This window comes from Catenuloplanes japonicus, from assembly GCF_000717135.1.
Classification (GTDB): Bacteria; Actinomycetota; Actinomycetes; order Mycobacteriales; family Micromonosporaceae; genus Catenuloplanes; species Catenuloplanes japonicus.
Genome location: NZ_JNXY01000034.1, coordinates 36798 through 57954 on the forward strand (window position 1 = coordinate 36798; position 21157 = coordinate 57954).

At 72.1% G+C, this 21157-nt stretch carries 15 protein-coding genes; 9 read left to right on the top strand and 6 right to left on the bottom strand.

Annotated elements, in window-relative coordinates; genetic code table 11:
- The first annotated feature begins 281 nt into the window (after positions 1 to 281).
- Together OP04_RS38795 and OP04_RS38800 are read left to right on the top strand one after the other, a co-directional pair.
- Positions 282 to 737 carry a hypothetical protein gene (locus tag OP04_RS38795; protein ID WP_033344970.1) on the top strand — a complete coding sequence of 152 codons (456 nt, stop codon included), beginning with the start codon at positions 282 to 284 and terminating at the stop codon, positions 735 to 737.
- Positions 734 to 3313, top strand: a complete 2580-nt coding sequence (locus OP04_RS38800) for a M48 family metalloprotease (RefSeq protein WP_033344971.1) — start codon at positions 734 to 736, stop codon at positions 3311 to 3313. Before OP04_RS38795 ends, OP04_RS38800 begins: the two co-directional genes overlap by 4 nt.
- A gap of 109 nt (positions 3314 to 3422) precedes the next feature.
- Here the strand turns inward: OP04_RS38800 and OP04_RS38805 are convergent, their stop codons facing one another.
- Entirely contained in the window at positions 3423 to 4520 is a 1098-nt protein-coding gene (locus OP04_RS38805) for a hypothetical protein (RefSeq protein WP_033344972.1), read from the bottom strand.
- A gap of 334 nt (positions 4521 to 4854) precedes the next feature.
- Here OP04_RS38805 and OP04_RS38810 point away from each other — a divergent pair, with 334 nt between their 5' ends.
- Positions 4855 to 5553 carry a beta/alpha barrel domain-containing protein gene (locus OP04_RS38810; RefSeq protein ID WP_033344973.1) on the top strand — a complete coding sequence of 233 codons (699 nt, stop codon included), beginning with the start codon at positions 4855 to 4857 and terminating at the stop codon, positions 5551 to 5553.
- A 187-nt stretch (positions 5554 to 5740) separates the two neighbouring features.
- Positions 5741 to 6832 carry a hypothetical protein gene (locus tag OP04_RS38815; protein WP_033344974.1) on the top strand — a complete coding sequence of 364 codons (1092 nt, stop codon included), beginning with the start codon at positions 5741 to 5743 and terminating at the stop codon, positions 6830 to 6832.
- Here the strand turns inward: OP04_RS38815 and OP04_RS38820 are convergent.
- A complete protein-coding gene (locus tag OP04_RS38820; protein WP_198154130.1) occupies positions 6829 to 8103 on the bottom strand; it encodes a prenyltransferase/squalene oxidase repeat-containing protein in 1275 nt (424 codons plus the stop codon). The genes OP04_RS38815 and OP04_RS38820 overlap by 4 nt on opposite strands.
- Positions 8104 to 8559: 456 nt before the next feature.
- Between OP04_RS38820 and OP04_RS38825 the strand changes: the two genes are divergently transcribed.
- Positions 8560 to 11061 carry a hypothetical protein gene (locus tag OP04_RS38825; protein WP_157240952.1) on the top strand — a complete coding sequence of 834 codons (2502 nt, stop codon included), beginning with the start codon at positions 8560 to 8562 and terminating at the stop codon, positions 11059 to 11061.
- A gap of 277 nt (positions 11062 to 11338) precedes the next feature.
- Here OP04_RS38825 and OP04_RS54000 read toward each other — a convergent pair whose 3' ends face one another.
- Entirely contained in the window at positions 11339 to 14086 is a 2748-nt protein-coding gene (locus OP04_RS54000) for an AfsR/SARP family transcriptional regulator (RefSeq protein WP_198154131.1), read from the bottom strand.
- 163 nt (positions 14087 to 14249) lie between these two features.
- On the opposite strand from OP04_RS54000, the gene OP04_RS38835 reads away from it, so the two are divergent.
- Both OP04_RS38835 and OP04_RS56600 read left to right on the top strand, forming a co-directional pair.
- Positions 14250 to 15497: an FAD-dependent oxidoreductase gene (locus tag OP04_RS38835; RefSeq protein ID WP_033344977.1), complete on the top strand. Its 1248-nt coding sequence runs from the start codon at positions 14250 to 14252 to the stop codon at positions 15495 to 15497.
- An 8-nt stretch (positions 15498 to 15505) separates the two neighbouring features.
- Positions 15506 to 15985 carry a MarR family transcriptional regulator gene (locus OP04_RS56600; protein WP_269746731.1) on the top strand — a complete coding sequence of 160 codons (480 nt, stop codon included), beginning with the start codon at positions 15506 to 15508 and terminating at the stop codon, positions 15983 to 15985.
- Here OP04_RS56600 and OP04_RS55015 read toward each other — a convergent pair.
- Entirely contained in the window at positions 15974 to 17392 is a 1419-nt protein-coding gene (locus OP04_RS55015) for a LysR family transcriptional regulator (protein WP_198154132.1), read from the bottom strand. The genes OP04_RS56600 and OP04_RS55015 overlap by 12 nt on opposite strands.
- A 95-nt stretch (positions 17393 to 17487) precedes the next feature.
- Between OP04_RS55015 and OP04_RS38850 the strand changes: the two genes are divergently transcribed.
- Together OP04_RS38850 and OP04_RS38855 are read left to right on the top strand one after the other, a co-directional pair.
- Positions 17488 to 18318, top strand: coding sequence for an alpha/beta fold hydrolase (locus tag OP04_RS38850; protein ID WP_198154133.1), 831 nt, complete (start codon positions 17488 to 17490; stop codon positions 18316 to 18318).
- Positions 18315 to 19664: an MFS transporter gene (locus OP04_RS38855; protein ID WP_198154134.1), complete on the top strand. Its 1350-nt coding sequence runs from the start codon at positions 18315 to 18317 to the stop codon at positions 19662 to 19664. Before OP04_RS38850 ends, OP04_RS38855 begins: the two co-directional genes overlap by 4 nt.
- Before the next feature lie 26 nt (positions 19665 to 19690).
- Here the strand turns inward: OP04_RS38855 and OP04_RS38860 are convergent, their stop codons facing one another.
- Positions 19691 to 20488, bottom strand: coding sequence for a hypothetical protein (locus tag OP04_RS38860; protein ID WP_033344979.1), 798 nt, complete (start codon positions 20486 to 20488; stop codon positions 19691 to 19693).
- A 97-nt stretch (positions 20489 to 20585) separates the two neighbouring features.
- A complete protein-coding gene (locus OP04_RS38865; protein WP_033344980.1) occupies positions 20586 to 21089 on the bottom strand; it encodes a hypothetical protein in 504 nt (167 codons plus the stop codon).
- Positions 21090 to 21157: the final 68 nt, after the last annotated feature.

Consider the following 21157-nt stretch of genomic DNA (forward strand, 5'->3'; position numbering starts at 1 on the left):
ACGGTGCTCGGTGATCTGGCGCCCAGCGCGGACAACGCGCCGGCGTCAGCGCCGGCGGAGCTATGCCGCCGCGCCACTGCCACCGGAGCGGGCCGGTCGCTGGCTCTGGTATTGCCGGCGCGCTCGTTACGAGTCGTCGCTCGCGATGTCACCCGGCCAACTCGCCGCGCGGACGACACCTCGGCATCGGCTGAACGGTGGATCACCGGCCACCCGCCACCGCTCGTTGATCAAGTTGGCGGTGATCGGCACCGTCGTCTGCGAAGGGCGGATGGCGCGTGATGGCAGAGGCCACAGCTGCACAGAAGTTCGTACTGGACTTTGCTCGTGAGATCGTGGCGGAACTGGCACCGGACGAGGCTCTCGGTCTCGCCGTGCTCGGCGAGGGCTTCCTCCAGGACCCGGACCGGGTGCTATCCGCCCGGGTGCGGTCCGGTGCGACGCTCGGCTCCGGCATCGACACGCAGATCCTCGTCCTGTCGCCGATCGCGCTCGCCACGGCCGCCGTCGTACACGAATGCCTGGTCGGCGAGGTGACCCGGGTGACGGCGCGCCGGGTCGCCCGGACGGTGAAGGGCCTGCGTAGGTCGACGGCCCTTCCCGGAGAGGTCACCGACGAGGCCCGGACCGCGGCCGTGGACGGCGCCCGGGTGCTGGTCATCGACCATACCGGTGATGCGGACCTGGCCGAGCGGTACGGGCAGGTGGTCGGGCTGTTGCTGGAGCGCCGGCGATGACCCGGGTCCCGTCCGGAACCGGTCTGCGGTTCGCGGCCCTGATCGCACTGACGGTGTCGGTGACGGTCTTCGTCCATGGCCACATCTACAGTGGCGGCCTGACCCGGGTGTCCGACATCTCCGACGCCTGTCACGTACGGGCGGAGCTGTATCCGACCAGCACCGGGATGGCCGATCCCGACCAGCGCAAGTGGGATGCCTACCAGGACTGCATGAGCGGTCACTTCCTGCCGGGACTCGCGTGGATCGCCGCCGGGCTTCTGGTGCTCGCCGGGCTCACCACCGCCATCTACCTGCTGTCGCCCTGGTGGCGGATCCGGCGCTCGCGGCTATGCCGTCTCGACGACCGGCCCGGCATCGCGGAACTCCTGCGCGAGCCGCTGGCGTCCGCGGCGGCAACGGCCGGGCTCGCACGCTTGCCGCAGGTCTACCTGGACCCGGCCGGGTCCTGCGCGGGCGGGGTCGCGTTCGGTACCAGGCGGCGGCCGCGCGTCTGCCTCGACGCCGGACTGGTCGCGCTCCTGCACCAGAACCGGGCCTCCTTCGACGCCATCGTCCTTCACGAGCTGGCTCATGTGCGCGCCGGCGACATTCCGCTGACGTACCTGACCATCGCCGTCTGGCGCGCCTGTGTCTGCGTTGCGGTGCTGCCCTGGCTGCTGTATCAGTACGTCCCGGTAATGCGACTGCTGCCGCAGCAGCGGGCGACCGCATTCGCGGAGTTCGACGTGGGTTTCATGTTGCGCGTCTCCGGGGGCCTTCTCCTCCTGGCCGGGCTGATCCTCCTGACACGCAACGCCGTGCTCCGCAGCCGGGAGCGGGAGGCCGACGCGCTGGTCGTCCGCTGGACCGGCGACACCGACCCGTACCGATCGCTGTCCACCGGGCACCGGCGTAGGCGGGTGCTCAGATGGCTGGCCACTCACCCGACCGCCGCCGCGCGCCGCGCCGCGATGGCCGACCCTCGGGTGCTGCTGCGGCCCGGAGTGCTGGAGGCGTTCGCCACCGGGCTCGCCATCCAGGTCGGGTTCGAACACGTCTGCGCCGCGATGGGCCTCGTCGGCTGGTACCAGGCCGACAACGGTTCGCACGATGTCATGCGCGGTGTCTGGGGACTGCTGCTCGCCGTGCCCGTCGGGGTGATCGCCTGGCGTGGTGCCGCGTTCCTGCGAGCCGGCGGCCGGGCGCGGATGGTCTTCGCCCGGTCCGGCCTGGCCCTCGGCCTCGGCGTGACGGCCGGCCTGCTGGTGCATCTGGAGCGCGCGTCGCTGCTGCCGGACCCCAGCGGACCCCGGGTGGTGGCGCTGACCGCCGCCCCGGTGATGATGATGCTGACGTGTGTGTGGGCCGGGTACTGCGCCCGGCTCCTGGGCCGCCGGGTCGCGACGGCCCGAGGGCTGCTGCTCGGATCGTCGCTCGTGCTGATCTGCACCGGGCTCTTCGGTGTCGTCGACATCGGGCTCGACGTGAACGTGTTCTGGTCGCAGCTCCTCGGGCCGTGGCTCGCGTACGTCGGTGACTACGGGCACGCCGCCGACCGCCCGGTCGTCCAAGCTGCGGTCTTCGTGCTGGTCGGCAATCCTCATCCTGGACCGGCGGCCACCACGGCGGCGCTGGCCGTCCTGTGGCTCGTTCCGGTGCTGCTGTCCCCGCGGCCCGCCCGCATCGTCCGGCCCGGCCTGCTCGGGGCCGGTGTCGCCGTGGCCGGCTGGCTGGCGCTGTTCCCGGTCTGGCGGGCCGTCAGCCCCGGTACCGGCCCGGAGGAGACGCTCATCCGGTCGGCCTGGGAGATCGCCGCCGCGGCTGCGGCCCAGCTCGCCCTCGCGGTGATCCTGCACCGGAGGCGAGGGTGGGCGACAGCCGCGCTCGGCACGTGGAGCGTCGGCACGGCAGCCACCATCACGCTCTGGCTGGCCCACTGGCACGCCGGGCAGCTCGACAGCCTGCTCACCCGGCGGCCGCTGCAGATCCTCGCCGTCACCGGCCTCGCCGCGACGGTCGTCGCGCTGGGAACCGGCGTCGCCCGCCGTCCGGCCAGCACGACCGTGAGCGCGGACCGGCGTCGCCCGGCAGTCGCGACGGCACTGGCGGCCTACGCCGCGGCGTGCGTCGCCAGCATCGTCTGGGCGCCTACCTCGGTGGGTGCCGCGCCGATCCAGCCGCCGGACGGCCCGCCGCCACCGATCCACCGGGCCCTCGCGCTCACGACCTGGTACGGCGGCGGTGGTGGAGTCCGGGTCGACGGGATCGTCAAGACGAGCGACGCGTGGCTGCGATCGGTCGGCTCGAAGGATCCTGTGCAGATCGCGGCCGCGTGCCAGGGTCAGCTGCGCGCGCTGCGCGCTGCCGCCGTGTTCCCGCCGCCACCGATGGCGGACGTCCGCGCCGACCTGTCGGACGCGATCGCGCACATCACCGCCAACGCCGAATGGTGCGTCGAGGTGACGGCCGACCCCACCAGCACCCGGCCGATGCCGGATCCCAAGGGACGGGGACTGCAGTCGCTCCTGAAGGCCCAGCGGGCGTTCTACCGTGCTCAACTGGAGGTTGTCGACAGGCAGGTGCCGTTCCGCTGAGCGACGGGAGGCCCGGCCGGCTGATGGCCGCGCCTTTCGCCACGAACGGGCGCGGGGAGCCGGGGTCTCCGCTCCCGCCGGAGAACGCCTCGCACCTCGCGATGGCGAACTACAGCAGTTTCCACAGCGGTTGCGCGACCTGATAGATCGCGATCATCGTGGCCAGAACCGTCGCCCCTGCCACCACCAGGTTCAGTACCCGGTCCCGGGAGAGCCCGGCCGGACGATGCGCGCCGGCCGGCGCCACCCGGGCCAGCTGACGCCCGTCATCGGTGAGCAGCAACGGCACGGCCAGGTCCAGCTCCGTCAGTATCGCGGCGCGCCCGGACAGGCCGGCGGCGGTGATCCGGCGATACAGTTCCTCCCCGCCGGCTGCCACCAGGTCTCGGGCCGGTCCCACGTGGTCTCGTGAGGTCTGGAACGCGACCCGTCTCACGGCGCGGCCGATACCGGCCAGGTCCGATCGACGGCCGTCCAGGGCTCGCGGGCGGTCGATCAGAGCTGATCGCGGGCTGTCGGCGCGGCGAAACGCCAGATACCGCGAGAGGAGGTCAGCCTCGGCGTCCCGGTAGCTGACGGTCCAGAGCAGCACCGCCGACGCTAGCAGCAGGAAGGCACCGCTGCCGGCGGTCGCACCGAACGCGGGCAGGGTCTCAGCGGATGGTGGCAGGCCGGCGCGGCTCGACATGGTCAGGTCGACGAGGGCGATGGTGGCGCCCAGTGCGATGCCGTACTGCGAGAGGTCGTGGCGCAGTTTGGCGAGTGCGAGCCATGCCGCACGGCGGCGGGTGGGAATACGACCGCGGTCCCGAAGGATCGTCGTGATCCGGTCCGCCTCCAGTGGTAGCTCACGGACAAGAATCGCGAGCCCCGACGCCGGCAGTACAAAAGCCAGAAGGGCTCCGGCGAACGCGGCGGTCTCCCATCGGCGCAGCAGTGAGACGGTACTGAGAACCAGCGGGTAGGAGATGGCCCAGGCGGCGAATACGAAGGCCATCGCGGAGGCAGCCCACCAGGTGATGCGATCGAGCCGGCTCGGAGCCCCGGCGTTTCGGCCCCGGTGACGGCGGCCGCGTTCCCATTGGGCGCGCCGGCTCATCGCCAGACGGAGCAGCTGCGCGGCCGTCAGCCGCAACCAGACGCCGTTGAGGAAGATCAGGGCCACAATCGCCGCGGTGCGCGTAGTGATCCACGTCGCGACGTCCACCGATGCGCCCCCGATCCTCACGCCAGCTTCCAGACCATGATTCATGATGAGTGGCAGCCGTGCGAGGCCAGGCGATCGCGGTGGCAGGTGCCGCTACCGCACCAACCCGTGTCAGGGCCGGCCACCACGTCCGTGACGGCGGGCCGGTAGCTCTTCACCCGATCGTGTCGACCGGCTGCCGGCACATCGCCGGGCCTACGTAACTCGTTCTCAGCGCGTCGCCGCCACAAAGCGCGAAGATCAATCCCAGTCGCTAAGGTGACGCGGTCTCGCGACAAGACCACCCTCGGAACGCCTGTGAGAAAGAGGAACAATGACTGGTCCCGGTAGCCTGGTGGTGGCGTTCGATCACGCGCCCCTCGGACTGTTCGCCGGGTTGCGAAACCTCCCAGGCATCGTCAGCGCTCTCGCCGATGTGAAGCCGGACGCGGTTATCCTGAACTTCGGGCCGATGAAGCGCCTGGGCGCCGAATTGGCTCGGTCGGGAATCGACACCGTCCTGCGCCTCGACGGGAACCGTTCGTACCTGGCAGGTGATTGGACCTCGTCCGACGAGTGGGAGTTGTTCTACTCAGTCGAGACGGCCGTCAAGGTCGGTGCCGCCGGCGTCATCGCCAACCTGCTGCTCGGCGGCCCCGGGGAGATGGCGTCCATCAGAGCGGTATCCACCGCGGCCGCCGCGGCACACGCTGCCCGACTGCGGTTCTACGTGTCGAGCATCGTCCTGAATCAACCAGGTGGCGACGGCAAGGCGTTCGGTGCGCGCATGGCGTTCGAGCTCGGAGCCGATGTCGTGAACATGTACGGCGCGGATCCGCGGGTCGTCGAGGAGGCCGTGTCATGGTGTGACGGCGGTGCTCTGCTGGCACAGGGCGCGCCGAAGAGCGGCCAGCCGGAAGCGGTTATCGGCTGGGCCAAGGAATGCATGGTGGCGGGGGCCACCGGCGTGTGCGTCGGCGAGGCCGTCTGGGGCGCGGACGACCCTGCGGCTGTTCTGGCAGGCATCCGCCAGGTGACACACGCCGTTGTCTGACCGTAGCCGGCCCCGCTGGCTGAGTGCTGAATCGCTTGACGACTTCGCCGGGCTCTGCCGGGTACACACGCAGTCGGGAGATAGGTCGCCCGCGGTCGAATTCCCCGTCTCTGGCGCGGATCGAGCGATCCTGTCCGAACAGATCCGTACCTTCCACGCCCGTGCGGGCACACTGACCGCCGGTGTCATGGAGAATCTCGACCGGTACAGGGGTGGCGCGCCGTGCCTGCGCGTAGCCCATCAGCCGAACTTCCTGCCGTCGGTGAACGTGGTCGCGCAGGCGACACTGACCAACGTCCTGAACAGACTGCTCGGCGGCGCGTACGCGGAGACCTTCTTCGTCGTCGACTACGACGTGAACGACGACCGCCGGTACCGCCAGGCGATGCTGCCGTCCTTGCCGTCGCGGGACGGCGTGTGGCGTCTTCCCGCTCCGCCGCGCCATGGTGCGCCGGCATGGATGACCAATGAGGAGGCGCCGACGCCCGACTTCGTCGGTCTGCTCGGCTCCAGCCTCCGCGTCTGGGCGCGCCAGCAGGCCGCGTCACTGCCGAGGGGTGCCAGTCGTGCCCGGCAGCGCGCCCGCGCCGACAACAGGCTCGACGTGCTCGTCGGCGTGTTCGAGAAAGCGGCGGCCGACGCGGCGAGCCTCGCTGACTTCAACACCCTCGTCCTGAGCTGGATCGTCAACCAGGCACTCGCACTACCCACACTGTTCATTCCCGGATCAGCGGCTCTCCCACTGATTGCCGGTCATCTCGCAGCGCTCTGGCACTCACGCGCGGCACTCACGCGCGCATGCGGCGCCGGGCCGCTGTGGAAGCGGTGCGTCTGCGGTACCCGGCTCGAGCTGACCGAGTATCCCGGCTCCAGCCCTCGGTTCGGCTGCGCCCGCTGCGGCCGTACCGGGTACGTGACTGACGCCGACGTCCCGGAACTGGCCGCCAACGGCGAGATCGTCCCACGCATCATCGCCGACGATCTCCTTGATGCCGTCGCCTGGGGCAACATCGCCGGATGCGACTACCGCGGAGGCGTGTCGCACTATGCCCGCTCCGCCCTCGCCGCCCGCGATCTCAACCTGGCGTCGTTGCCCGTGTTCCTGTCGTCCCGGACACCCGATGCCCGCATCGATCACCTCAGCGGCCAGGACTACGCCGCAGCACTCGACCGCTCCCCGGCGCTGATCGCCGCCGGGCGCACCAGCATGATCATGCCTCTGTTGTGGGCGGACGAACTGATCGCCGCCCGGCTCGCCGACGACATGCGCGGGACCTAACGGAGAAGGAAGCCCGCTAGAAACACCACCAGGACAGCGCTCGAGAACAGCACCACGATCTGGTGCGGCGTCATCCTGAAGGCATAGCTGTCAAGCAAGGCTCGGGTGCCGGCCTCGTTCTCCCGCACGCGGCTCAATTCCTCCGCCATCTCCATGTTCCGCTTCAACCCGCTCTCGAGTTCGTCACGGGCTCCGGCTGCCTTCCGGTCGAGATCGGCCCACCGTGTGCGCGCGTCCGCCAGCTCGACGTCCGCCGCCTGACAACTCTCGGCCTGTACCTCGGAAAGCTGCTTGTACTGCTCCAACAGGTCCAGGATCTCCTCCACCCAGTAGAACGACACCTGTGTGACGAGACCTTCGCTCATGGTCCGCGCCACCGCTGCGGCGGTCATCAGGCGGGTGGTCAGCGGACCGTCGAGGGAATACAGGTCGATGAACCATTGCGCGCCTCTCACGGCCGCCTCGCGGTTGACACTGCACTCGTTCAGGCACATGGCGTTGATTACCTGCAGCGTGCAGTAGCTGGTTATCTCCTGAGGGCCCGAACCCCAGCTCCCGTCCGGAGACTGCGCCTTGACCAGCCACGCGTACGCCCGGGTGACCCGATCGGGAACCAATGAGACCGCGCCGAACGAGCGGAAGCCCGACAGTGCACAGGCGGTCTGCCATGATGCCGGAGCGTGCTGGCCGTCGGGTTCGCCGGAGGACCGGAAGCAGGACGACTCGTCATCCCAGAACTCCCAGATCTGGTTGAAGGCCCGGGACGCGAACGTGGGATCTTCGTATCGGTTGAAGACGTGCATGGCCGCGCCGAGAAAACCGGCCCCGAACCAGTAGGAGCCGCGGTCCGGCCACCCTTGCGAGACGTGGAACCGCAACAGCTCCAAGGCGCGGTCCACGCAGCGATCCCCGACGCGATAGCCGCACAGGTGAAGCGCGAGCAGCACCTGGCAGGTGTCCCAGGCGTCCTCGCCCCATCCTCCGTCAGCACGCTGCACCGTCTCCAGCCAGTCCGCCGCGCGCTGCACCACATGCCCGAGTCCGAGCACATCACGGCCGCCGTCGGCCGCCCTGTCGTAGTGGATCCCCAACCTGGCCAGCATCGTGATCGTCTGTGCGGTAAAGCACGGCTTCTGCCGTGGAGTGTCATCCGAGCCCCAGGAGCCGTCGGCGTGCTGGCACGACAGCGCGTCAGTCATGATCCGCAACAGCGAGGCGTTCGGGTCCGCGCTCGAGTGCGGATAGCAGACCGCCGCGAACGTGCTCTGCACCCGCGCGGACCGGGCGCGGAGCGCCGCCACGGTCGTCGAGAGCTCAGCCGCGGAAGGACGGCCCGCGGAGTGATGCCAGCCTGGTTGCATGAGGATCCCCCTTCTCCGGAACACGTGACCGGGAGCCGGGACCGAGCTGGCGGCGAGACGCTGGGGGGCTGTCTCGGTCTGGCTAACACTGATGTTGCTGACTTTCTGTAACCACCTTAAGCGACCGGCACCCAGGTGCCAACGGCCTCACAATTCACTCACTTCAGGTGCTCAACGCAGACTTACATCCATTGGCGACGACTCAATCCGACGCTTGACGTCTCTGCATGAAGCACAGAGTGATCGTCACTCAGGCTCCGAGCGGCCAGCGACCCACCGCCGTCCGCCAACGGCTACGTGGTCTGCCCTGACTTGGCCTGCCCCGATTCGGCATTCGCCGCAACCTGGCCGCGGTACGGTCCGGCCATGCCGCTTTCCTTCGCCCAGGTGTCTGCTTGTCTGCAGGCAGGCGAGACGGACCGGCTCGCCGACGCGCTGATGGACATGGGCGAAGCGGATCGGCGGGCGCTCGCGGCGCCACTGAGAACATTCGAGTTCGAGCACCCGCCCTGGCACACCGAGCTGTGGAAACTCTATCTGGACCGCGGTTACGCGCTGCAGGTCACCGGCGCGGCGTGCCTGCCCACGGCCGCTGCTGTCGTCGCCTGCCTACGCTCCGACGAGGCCGGGCGTGGGCTGCCGCCGGACCGGGCCGGCACGGTCCTGCGGATGCTGCGTGCGCCCGGACGTCCGTCGATCACGGCGGTCGCCCGCGGACTGGCGAAGCGGCTACGCCCTACGGACACCTACCAGCACTGGCCGCTGGTGAACGCGCTGTGGCGCGACCTCGGCCGGCCGCCCCCGCCGACCGAGGGCGTGCTGCTCGGCTGGCTGCGGGAGATCGGCCACGACGCCGACCGGTACCGCGCCGATCCGTGGACGCCGGTGCTGCTGCCGCACGTCTTCGAGGTTCCCGGTGTCACCGAGGAGCTGACCGGCAACGGTCCGGGCGCGCTGGCCCGGCTCTGCGCCGACGGCGGATACGACCGGGCGGCGATGCTGGAGCACTGCGTGCTGCGGCTGCGCGACGGCGGGCGGCCGAGCGGGATCCGCCCTGTGGTTCAGCTCTACCGGATGCTGGCACCCACGGTCGCGGAGACCTCACCGCACGAGCGGGAGTACGCCGCGATGCTCGCCGGACCGCACGGTGCGGTCGCGGTCCTCGCGGCGGAGGCGCTGCGCGCGCTCGATGCCACGGAACAGCTGGTCGGCGCGGCCTACACGGTCCTGCCGCGCACGGAGAAGAAGCTGGTCCGGATCGTGCTCGGCTGGCTGGACACGGCGCTTGCCCGTACCCCCGAGGTGGAATTGTTCGCTGCCCTGTTGGCCGGTCTCGGCAACAATGCCCGGGACCTGGCGGAACGGACGTTGCACGTCGCCGCCCGGCACCTGCCCGCGGTCGGCGCGGCCGGGCACGACCTGCTCGCGGACGCCGCCGCCGGTCTGGACGGCGACCTGCGCAGGCAGGCGGATGTGCTGCTCGGCGTCGTCACGCCCGGCCGTCCGGCCGTTGCGGAGACCGTGACCGGCGCCGCCGTGGAGCCCGCGCCGGCGCCGATCGGCACGATCGAGGAGCTGGCGGCGGTCGCCGGCGCGCTCATCCGCCGCACGCGCACCGACCCGCTGCAGCTGGACCTGTTCCTGGAGGGCACGATGCGGTTCGCCCACGCGGACCGCGGTACCCTCGCCGCCGCGTACGACTCGATCACCGTGCCGCACTGGCACGACGAGCTGGTGGTCATGCTGGTCCGCGCGGTCGTCGACGGCCGCTGGGAGCGTCCCGCCCCCGACAGATTCCCCATCGCGCCACCGGACCGGATGCTGATCGAGCGTGTCTACGAGGTCGCCCTGCTGGTGACCGGCGGCTCGCCACCGCCCACGCTGCTGGCCCTGCCCGCGACGATCGAGGGGTACGTCGATCCGGCCCGTGTGCTCGCGCTGCTGGAGTCCTGGCAGCCTGAGCCCTACGACCTGTCCCAGGCGCTGCTGCGGATGCCGCCCGACGTCGACGCCGCGATCGTGGACCGGGCCGCCCGGCTGTCCACTCCGGCGGGGCGCGCGTTCGCGGCCTGGCTCCGCGACGGCGGCCTGCCCACGCCGCAGAGCACCGTCGTCGAGGGCGAGCCGGAAACGTTCGAGGTCTGGGCGCAGCACTGGACCTCCCCGGCCCGCAGAGCCGTGGTCTCGACCGCCGCACATCCGGCGCTGACCGTCCCGGACGGGCTGCTCGACGTACCCGCGGCCTGGTTCCATCCGCACCGGGTCGGCGAGTGGCCGCTGGTGCTGCCCGGCCACCGCGAACTGCTCGCCGCCCACCTGCAACGGCACCTCGCCTACTCGGTCGAGCACAACGGCTACGGCACCTTCGCCGTGCTGCCGGCGCTGGCCCGGTGCGGCGGCCCGTTCGGCCCCGCGACCGCGATCTGCCTCGCCCACGGCCTGACCGCCGCCCGCCCCGTCGAACGCCTCGCCACCATCGACGCCACCCTGCTCCTCGCCGCCCGCCACGACCTGGACGGCAGGCTGCTCGGCCGGGAACTGGCCGCGCTCGCCGGCGCCCGGACCCTCCGCCTGAACCGGGTCGCCGCCGGCCTCACGGACCTGGTGCGGGCCGGCGCCGCGGCCGACGTGTGGGCGATGGTCCGCGAGCTGATCCCGGCCGTCCTCTCCCCCGGTTTCTCCGGGGCGGCCGTGCCGGATCTGCTGTCCGTGGCGGAGTCCGCGGCCGCGGCGGTCCACGCCTCGGAAGACCTGCCATCGGTGACCGCGGTCGCGGCACGCGGCGGCCGGTCCCGGCTGGTCACGGAGGCGGCCCGGCTGGCCCGCACCCTGTCCGGAGGAGGCGGTCATGGCATTGTCCGCTCGTGAACGTCCCGACTGCGGCCGCCGGGCGCGGGAGCCGTTCGCCGATTGAGGCGCGCGATGCCGCCACGGCCCACAAAATCATCCTCCCGCTTCCGGCGTGGTACGGCAGCGTTGCTCCCGCGGGCAAACCTCGCCGTCCGCCAAGACTCCGCCGGCGCTCCGCTTGCCTCCCGGCATCGGAGCCGGTTCCGCGCGGCACCGGAAAGGACACGCGGCTCCCGCCGTGGTCGTGTTGGTCGAGGCGACTCCGCTCGATGTCCGGCCGGCCTCGACGGTACGATCAGGCGGGCGGCCCCTGGTCGGCGCCGACCGGGTCGTCCAGGCGGCGTAACGACTCGCGGACGTCGGAGGCGCTCGGGTGGTCGAGTGCGGTGAACAGCTGTTCCGCCTCCGTCCACGCGACACGCGCGGCCGAGGGCCGGCCGGCCGCCAGATGCGAATCGCCGAGGTGGACGAGCAGTTCGGCGACGAAGTAGTCGTGCTGGAGGGTGCGGGCCAGAGCGATGCCATGCTCGTAGCAGTCGATGGCCTCGGCGTGGTGGCCGAGGTTGTGGTGGGCGTACCCGATGCTGTCCCAGGTGCCGGTGGCCCCGTGCAGGTCACCGTCGGCCTCGAAGATGTCGAGGGCCTGGCGGCAGTGCGTCAGCGTCTGCGTGAACTCGCCGAGCATCGCGTGGTACCAGCCGATCGCGTTCAGCGCCTCGGCCTGGCCGGCCCGGTCGTCGGTGCCCGCGAAGAGCGCGAGGGCCTGTTTGGCGTGCTCGAGCGCGGTGGCGGGCTGTTCGCGCTGCCCCCACAGGTACGCGAGGTGGTGTTCCGTACGGGCCTGACCGACACGGTCGCCGAGCGTCGTGAACAGGTCCAGCGCGCGCCGGAGGCTGTCGTGCGCCTCGGTCCAGCGGCCGAGCCTGATGTTGGCCTGTGACAGGTTCCGATGCGCGTACGCGCGGGCCGGCAGTTCGCCGAGACGGGCGGCGCACTCGATGACGGTCTGCCACGACTCGATCTGATCGTGCAGGTGACCTTTCCGGGACGAGTAGGTGTCCAGCGACCACGCGAGTTGCCAGGCAAGCCGGTCGTACCCGGTCTCGGCGGCGTGCCGGAGCGCCGCGAGCAGGACGGCATGATGTTCGCCCAGCCAGGTCATCGCGGCGGTGAGATCCGCGAACTGCTCGCCGGCGGCCGGTCCGCCGAGCGGCAGGAGGATGGGCTCGCGGGGCGGGTTGAGCAGGCGGTCGGCCGCGTACGCGGAATGGGTGTAGTGCTCCAGCAGGCGCACGGTGGCCGACCGGCGGACGTCCTCGGCGTCGTCGCGGCGCGCGAGTTCGGCGGCGTACTCGCGCAGCAGATCGTGCAGCGTGTACCGGCCGGGGGCGTACTCGGTCACCAGGCTCGCCCGGGTCAGCTCACGCAGTGGCGCGCGGAGCCCGTGCACGGGCTCCCCGGCCAGTCTGGTCAGCGCGGGCACGTCGATGTCGGGCCCGAAGGCCAGCCCGAGCAGCCGGAACAGCCGGGCCGCGGGCTCGCTCAGCGCGGTGTACGACCAGGACAGCACCGCCCGCACGTCACCGGCCGGATCGCCGACCTCCAGCGCGTCCAGCCGTTCACTGGCCTCGTCGAGTTCGGCGGCGAGCGCGCTCAGCGGGAAGTTCGTCTGCCGGGTGCGCGCCACGGCGATGCTCAGTGCCAGCGGCAGCCGGGCACAGGCCGTGATGACCTGGTCGAGCGCGTCACGTTGCGCGACGACGGCCGGGCCGAGCCGGTTGGTCAGCAGTTCCTCGGCCTCCGCCCTGGACAGCAGGTCCAGCGGTACCGAGGATGCGCCGTCGGCCAGCAGACCGGTGAGCTGGGCCCGGCTGGTCACCACGACGACGACCGTGGCGGTGCCCGGCAGCAGCGGCCGGACCTGTTCGACGTCGCGGGCGTTGTCCAGCACGATGAGCAGCCGCCGCCCGGCCACCACGCTGCGGTACAGCGCCGCCTGCGCGTCGAGCGTGGCCGGCACCCGCCCGGGTGCGACGCCGAGCGCGTCGAGCAGCCCGCGGAGCGCCTCCTGCGGGGAGACCACCTGTCCGGTGGGGCCGAAGCCGCGCAGGCTCACGAAGATCTGCCCGTCCGGGAACCGGGACCGCACCGCGTGTGACCAGTGCACGGCCAGCGCGGTCTTGCCCACGCCGGCCGTGCCGGACACCACCGCGACGGCCATCGCGGTCTCGGTGAGCAGGTTGTCCAGCGTGTGCATGGCCAGCGTCCGTCCGGCGAAGCCCGGGACGTCGGCCGGCAGTTGGGCCGGCGTCGCGACGGTCTCCCGCGGCTCCACACGGTCGCCGCGCAGGATGGCCCGGTGCAGTTCCTGCAGCGTGGCGCTGGGGTCGACGCCCAGCTCGTCCGCGAGCCGGCCGCGAAACTCTGCGTAGTAGGCCAGCGCGTCGGCCGGCCGCCCCGCCGCGACGTACGCGCGGATCAGCACGTCGGCCAGCGGCTCGGTCAGCGCGTGGTCGGCCGCGAGCGTGGCAAGCGGCCCGAGCGCCGCGAGCGGGTTGCCGCCGCGCAGCTCGGCCAGGCCCCAGGCCACGCTCGCCGCGAGATACTCCTCCGCGTACGCCTGCCGCAAGCGTTCCACCCACTGCCCGGTCAGCCCCGCAAGCGGCGTGCCCCGCCACAGGGAGCGGGCCGTGCGCAGCAGCGTCAGCGCCTCGGCCGGCTCCGCGTCCCGGGCACGCCGGACCAGGTCCGCGAACCGGTGCACATCCACCCGCTCGGGCGCGACGTCGAGCACGTAGCCGCTGGAACGCCGGATCAACGGCGCACCCACCAGCCGCCGCAGGTGCGTGATGTGCACCTGCAGCACCCTGGCGGCCTTCGGCGGCGGCTCGTCCCACACCCGCGCGACCAGGGTCTCCATGGTGACCGGCCGTCCCGCGTCGACCGCCAGGGCCGCCAGCGTGTGCCGTCGCTGCGGTGGACCGAGCGCGGCCGCGCGGCCGTCCGCCCAGATCTCCACCGGACCCAGCAGACGGACCTCCACCACGGCCTCCCGTCCCGTACGACGACAACGTTTCATTAACCGTACGGGACCACACTCATGACGCTGATCAAGCCCGTCAGCCAGGACCGTGGACGGGCCGGGCCATGTGTGATCGGGGGTGGCCCGGCCTTGCCACAATCATCTTAGTCATTAAGATAACCGCATGAGCGTATCGACCGACTTCACCGTGGCGATCGCCGGCGCCGGACTGTCCGGGCTCTGCCTCGCCCAATACCTGCAGCGTGCCGGCGTCGACGTGCACGTCTACGAGCGGGACCCCGGCCCCTTCGTCCGACGGCAGGGCTACCGGATCATCCTCGACCGGCACGGTCTGGAAGCACTGCGCGAGAGCCTCCCCCGCCCGCTCTACCGCCTGGCCCTGGCCACCGGCGACGAACCCGGCGGGCACCTGCGCTTCACCGACAGCCGGCTGCGGAACGCGTTCACCATCACGTTCAAGGACGAGCCGCACGCCACCCGCCAGGTCGACCGCCTGACGCTGCGCTCGATCCTGCTGTCCGGCCTCGACGGACGCGTCCACTACGGCAGGTCCGCCGCCGCGGTCGAACGCGGCGGCCCGCACGGCCTGCAACTGCGCTTCTCCGACGGACGGACCACCGCCGCGACCGTCGTCGTGGCCGCGGACGGCATCGGCTCCGCGCTACGCGCCCAGCTCACCCCGGACGCGGCCCCGGAGAACACCCCGATGGCCGGCATCTACGGCCGATCACCGCTGCGGCAGCACGGCGAGAGCGTCATCCCGGACGCGCTGCGCACCAGCGGCGTCCTCGCGCTCGCCCACCGGCCGGGCCGCGCGTTCTTCTTCACCTCCATGCGCTTCGGCGAGAGCCCGCGCGACGCGTTCGCCCGCCTGGCCCCGGGCAGCTACGCGCCCACCGGCGACGACTACGTCATGTGGGGACTGCTGCTGAAACAGGAGGAGGTCCCCACCGGCGTCCACGGCGACCTGCTGGCCATGCGGGACCTCGCCGCCAGGATGAGCGTCGGCTTCCACCCGCTCATCCGCCGCCTGGTCGACACCGCCGAACTGGACGCCACCGTCCTCAACCTCTTCGCCACCGGCCGCCGCCCGCGCCGCTGGGCGATACCGAACGCGACCATGATGGGCGACGCCGTCCACGCCATGCCCCCGTTCGGCGCGCACGGCGGCAACACCGCGCTCCGCGACGCCGCCCTGCTCGGCCACCACCTCGTCGAAGCCCGGTCGAACGGCGAGCCGGTCGAGGAGGCGATCGCCCGGTACCAGGACGAGATGGTCCCCTACGCCTTCCACGCCGTCGACACCGCCGCCACGCTGATGCGCCGGCTCACCGGCAGCGCACCCGCCCCGCACTGGATCCTGACCCGCGTCCTGCCCAAACTGCACCGCGTCACCGTCCCCGAGGCATGATGGCGCACATGTCCGACGAGTCCGCGCTGACCGACCTGATGCGCGCCGGCCGCGAGACCGCACGGCTGTCCACCGTGTTCCGCTCCGCCATCGCGGACCGCCTCGGCCTCACCGTCAGCGACCTGGAGTGCCTGGACTTCCTCGCCGACTCCGGCCCCACCACCGCCGGCCGGATCGCCGCCCGCACCAACCTCACCACCGGCGCCGTGACCAGCATGCTCCGCCGCCTCCAGCAGGCCGGCTTCATCACCGCCGACCGCGACCCCGCCGACCGCCGCCGCGTCATCGTCACGCTCCGCCCCGAACGCGCCGCCGACCTGGAACACCCCTACGCCCACTTCGCCGCCCGCGCCGCGCAGCTCATCAGCCACTACACCGCCGACGAGCTCACGCTGCTGCTCCGCCACCACGCCCACCTGCAGTCGCTCTACCTCGCCGAGCTCGACACCCTCCGCAACCCCGTCCCCGAGCCGTCATCACCCCGCTGACCGGCCACAAAGCTCAAAGCCAGATCGCTTTCCCGCTCCCGGCGTGGCCCAGCAGCGCCGCTCCCGCAGGCGCTTGAACTCGCCTGGGAACGACCCCAGACCCCGGCCCTGACGCCCTCGCGATGAGTGGCGCGCTGCCTGCGGCGCGAAGATCAAGATCAAATTCATCTTCCCGCTCCCGGCGTGGCCCAGCAGCGCTGCTCCCGCGGGCAAACCTCGCCATACGCCAAGACTCCGCTGGCGCTTCGCTTGCCTCCCGGCGTCGGAGCCGGTTCCGCGCGGTGCACGGAAGAACACGCGAGTGCCGCCGCACTCGCGTTGCGCGAGGCGCGTCGCGTGCCGCACGCGACGTCCTTTCCGTGATCGGTGCGTCCCCCATGCCGTTCCAGCAACATGGGCGACGCACCGATCACGGGAAAGGGTGCCCGAAACCGAGCGCGCGGGCGGGTTTTGGTGTGAGCTCAGCCACCCGCGGCAGCGGAAGGGAGGAGCGCCAGCGACGACCGGTGCCCGCGGGAGCGTGCGGACCGCAACCACCGCGAAGTGGGAGGCGTGCAGCGCGGGGGACGTGTCGTGGGTGGTGAAGGAGAGGACGAGGTCGGGCAGGGGCGTGCGCGGGGAGACGTCGCAGAACCAGGTGCCGGGGCGCGGGGCGGACAGCATGCGGGAAGGGCCGAGGCCGACGCCGATGCCGGAGGCGGCGAGGCCGATGATCGTGTGGATGTCGCGTGCGACGGTCGCGCCGAGCAGGGCCGGGGAGTTCTCACCGAGCAGGGTACGCAGACCGGCGGTGATGGCGGGCTCGTCCTCGCCGGGGGCCACGATCAGTGGCTGCTGTCGCAACTGTTCGACGGTGACGGACGGGCGGCCGGCGTAGGGGTGGGTGGCGCTGACGACGACGACCAGGTGGTCGTGTCCGATGGGGACGGCGGTCAGGTGCTCGGCGCCGGCGCCCCGTGGCGGGCCGAGCGTGATGGCCACGTCGAGTTCGCCGGCGACGAGTGCGGCGGTGCTGCGGCTGCTCGACATCTCATGGAGTGCGAGTCGCACGTCGGGGCGTTCGCGGCCGAACCTGCTCAGGACGCCCGGCAGCGGGTCCAGCAGCGATGAGGCGATGAATCCGAGGCGCAGGCGGCCGGTCTCGCCGCGCGCGGCCCGGCCCGCGTCGATCGTGGCGGCCGCCATCTCGTCGAGCGCCCGGCGCGCCCTGGTGAGGAAGGCTTCCCCGGCGGCCGTCGGGAACACGCCCCGGCGGGTGCGGTCGAACAGCCGCACGCCGACCTCGCGTTCCAGGTCGGCGATCTGTTTGGACAGCGGGGGTTGTGCGATCCCCAGCGTGTGGGCGGCCCGGCCGAAGTGTTCCGCCTCGGCGAGCGCGAGCGCGTACCGCAGATGTCGCGCCTCCATGATCAGCCTCCTCGGTGATACCTGAGAAGTATCGCCGAGCGGCTTGTCAGATCTTTCGGTGGATGGTCCGGTGGCGCTCGACTTGGCTGACGGGCATGACAGACACCGTTTATGTCCTCGTGCACGGCGCCTGGCACGGCAGCGGGCAGTGGGCGGCGACCGGGCGCGCGCTCGCCGCGCGGGGTGCCGCGAGCGTGGCCGTCGACCTGCCGGGGCACGGCTTCGACGCGCCGCTGCCGGCCGGATACCTGCTGCCCGGCCAGCCCGGCCTGCTGACCGAGAAGTCGGCGCTGGCCGGCGTGACGATGGACGACTGCGCCGAGGCCGTGCTGGCCGTGCTGCGGCAGGTCCGGCGGTACGACACGGTCGTGCTCGTCGCGCACAGCGCGGGCGGCGGGCCCGCGTCGCTGGCGGTGGAACGGGCGCCGGAGCTGGTGGACAGGATCGTGTACCTGTCCGCGTTCGTCCCGGCCGGGCGGCCGCGGTTCTTCGACTATCTCGGCACGCCGGAGAACGCCACGGCACGGGGGCAGCGTCTTCCGCTCGGTGATCCGGAGGCGCTGGGCGCGGTGCGGATCAACCCGCTCTCGCCGGATCCCGTGTACGTCGAGGAGCTGTGGCAGACGCACTACCACGACACGCCACGGGACCGGTTCGACCGCTGGCGGTCCGCGCTGAGCCCCGACCTGCCGCTGGCCGTCCCGGCGTCGCCGGTCGCCGTGACCGAGGCGCGGTGGGGGCGGATCCCGCGCACGTTCCTGCGCTGCGCCGACGATCGGGCGCTCGCGCCGGCCGTGCAGGACCTGATGATCGCGGAGGCCGATCGGGCGATGCCCGGCAACGCGTTCACCGTGCGTACGCTGCCCGGCAGCCACAGCCCGTTCGCCGCCCGGCCGCGGGAACTCGCCGCGGCGCTCGTCCCGTGAACAGTGGACGGTTCGTGCTCCCGGTCGTGCTGAGCGCGACCTTCGTGCAACTGCTCAACGTCACGATCGCGCAGGTCGCCGCGCCGGCCATGCAGGCCGGGCTGGGGGCCGGGCCGGGGGCGGTGCAGCTCGTGCTGGCCGGGTACACGCTGACGTACGCCTGCCTGCTCATCACGGCCGCACGACTCGGGGACCGGTACGGCTACCGGCGGCTGTTCGTCATCGGGACCGTCGTGTTCACGGCCGGGTCGGTGGCATGCGCGTGCGCGCCCGGCGCCGCCTCACTGATCGCGGCGCGGCTGCTGCAGGGCGCGGGCAGCGGACTGGTCGCCCCGCAGGTCCTGTCGATCATCCGGGTGGCGGTCGCCCCGGAGCGGCGGCCGCGTGCACTGGGGCTGTTCGGCGCCACGATGGGGGTGGCGTCGCTGGCCGGGCCGCTGATCGGCGGGCTGCTCCTCGGCGCCGACCTTCCCGGCCTCGGCTGGCGCGCGATCTTCCTGGTCACGGTGCCGGTCGCGCTCGCCTCACTGGCCGGGGCGAGCGTGTTGCCGCGCGGGCGCGGCGCGGGCGGGCAGCGCGTGGACTGGGCCGGTGCGGTGCTGGCCATGACCGGGTTCGGCGCGCTGATCCTGCCGCTCGCGCTGGGACGGGAGGCCGGGTGGACGTGGGCCGGCCTCCCCGTGGGCGCGGCCGCGCTCGGTGGATTCGCGTGGACGCTCACGCACCGGCCGGATCCGCTGGTCCATCCGTCGGTGTTCCACGACCGGACCGCGCGGTCCGGGGTGCTGCTGGTGTTCGTGTTCAACGCCGGCGTGCCGTCGTTCACCTACCTGCTGTTCCTGCACCTGCAGTCCGTTGCGGGGTATTCGGCGGTGGCCGCCGCGCTGGTCTCGGCGCCGTTCGCGGCCGCGGCCGTACTGGGCAGCCCGAGCGCGCCCGCGCTGTCGCGTCTCTTCGGGGCACGGCTGCTCACGGGCGCGTCGCTGGCGCTGGCGGGGATGACCCTGGTCCTCGCGCTGCTCATCGGCTTGCCGGGCGGGCGCTGGGCGGCGCTGCCGGTGCTGGCCGTCGGTGGTGCCGCGTTCGGCGCGTTCACCGCCTCGGTGTTCGCGCTGGTGCTGGCCGAGGTGGGCGAGGTGGCGGCCGGGTCGGCGGCGGGGCTGCTGCCTACGGCACAGCAGCTGGGCGGGTCGATCGGGGTGACGGCGGCGGGGCTGGTCTACTTCGCGCCTGTGGGCGGGGCGGCGTTCGGGCGCGCGATGGTCTACGAGGCGGTCGTGTTCGGGGTGACGGCGCTGATCAGCCTCCGGCTGCGCCCGTCGCGCGTGGACGTCTCGGCGGCCTGACGGAGTCGTGGTCCTGGCTCCGGCCGTCAACTGGACTCGCCGCAGTCGCCGATGGGGGTGGCGGTGCGGGAGCGGGGGATGACGAGGGCGGCGGTGGCCAGGTCGGGGGGCTGGGCACCGGTCTGGAGGGTGAGGCTGGAGCTGGTGAGGCGCCAGGCGCGGTCGGCCTCGGAGAAGTCGACGGACAGGCCGGTGTAGCCGAGCCAGCCGTCGCCGGTGGGGAGGAACGTCGTGCCGGTGGGTGGGGAGAGGCGGAAGCTGACCATCTGGCAGGGTTCCAGCTCGCCGAGGTCGATCGCGCCGCGGACCGGTGGGTGCAGGTCGTCGGTGGTGATCCAGGCGCTGATACGGAGGCGGCGGATCGGGACCGGGGCACGGTTCTGCATGACGACGTCGAGGCCGGCGGACAGGACGCTGCTGTCCTGCTGGGCCTGGACGGCCCAGACGGCGACCCGGGAGGCGTAGACGCGTTCCTCGCGGAGCAGCAGGTAGTCGTTGAGTCGCTGCTGCTGCCGGTTGACGTTCTGCTGGCCGGACCAGGCCAGCGCGGAGACGACGAGCGCGGCCAGTGCGACGAGCGCGCCCAGCCAGGTCGCGCGTGCCTGGGCCCGGGTGGCGCGCAGCATCTCGGCATCGTCGCCGGGAGAGGCCGCGGCCGGAGTCGGAACCGGCACAGGCACGGGGCCCGGTCCGGAGCCCGGCAGCCCTGGGTCCACCCCGGAGTCCGGCAGCAGCGGGTTCCGCTCCGGCGACGGGTCTGCGGGCCGGCCGGCGGCCGCGACCCGCACGTACAGGCCACCGGGCCCGAGAGCGAACGCACCCACGCCGGACGGAACGTCCCCGGGAAGAACGGGCCCGTCCGGCACGGACCCGGGCGACGGCAGGAACAGGCCTGCCGCGGTGAAACGCCACGCGAGCCGGTCAGTCCGGCCGGTAGTCGGATCCGTTCCATCGGTGCAGGACCGACTCATAACTACCCTCCGCGCAGTTCGGGTCGCAGTCGTTGATGTCCTCGCGGATGTCGAAGATCCCGTCGCCGTCGCCGTCGACCAGCACCACGCTGTAGAACCGGGACGTCGGCAGCTCCGCCTCGGACGGCAGCGTGCCGAAGTCCTCGAAGCCCCCTGCCGTCGGTGCCAGGACCAGCAGCCCGTCGTATCGTCCGGGGTTGTACCGCAGGAACAGGTGACCGGTCCGGTCCGATGCGGGCGAAGCCGGTTCGAGCGTGAACCAGTCCCCGCCCTTCCAGCGCCACAGCACCCGGTCGGCGGGGCCGATGGCGAGCAGCCCGGACTCGTTCTCCCACTCCGTCGAGCCGCTGGTGTAGGACAGCAGCCAGATGCTCCCCCAGTCCGGATGCGCGACCGGGATGGCACCGGTCGACCGGCAGTCGGTCTGGCAGATGCCGAGCTGGTGAAACTCCATCGGCCCGTAGACCGGCGGGGCCGAGACAGCGGGCGGATCCGGGGCAGCAGGCGGATCCGGCTCGGGCG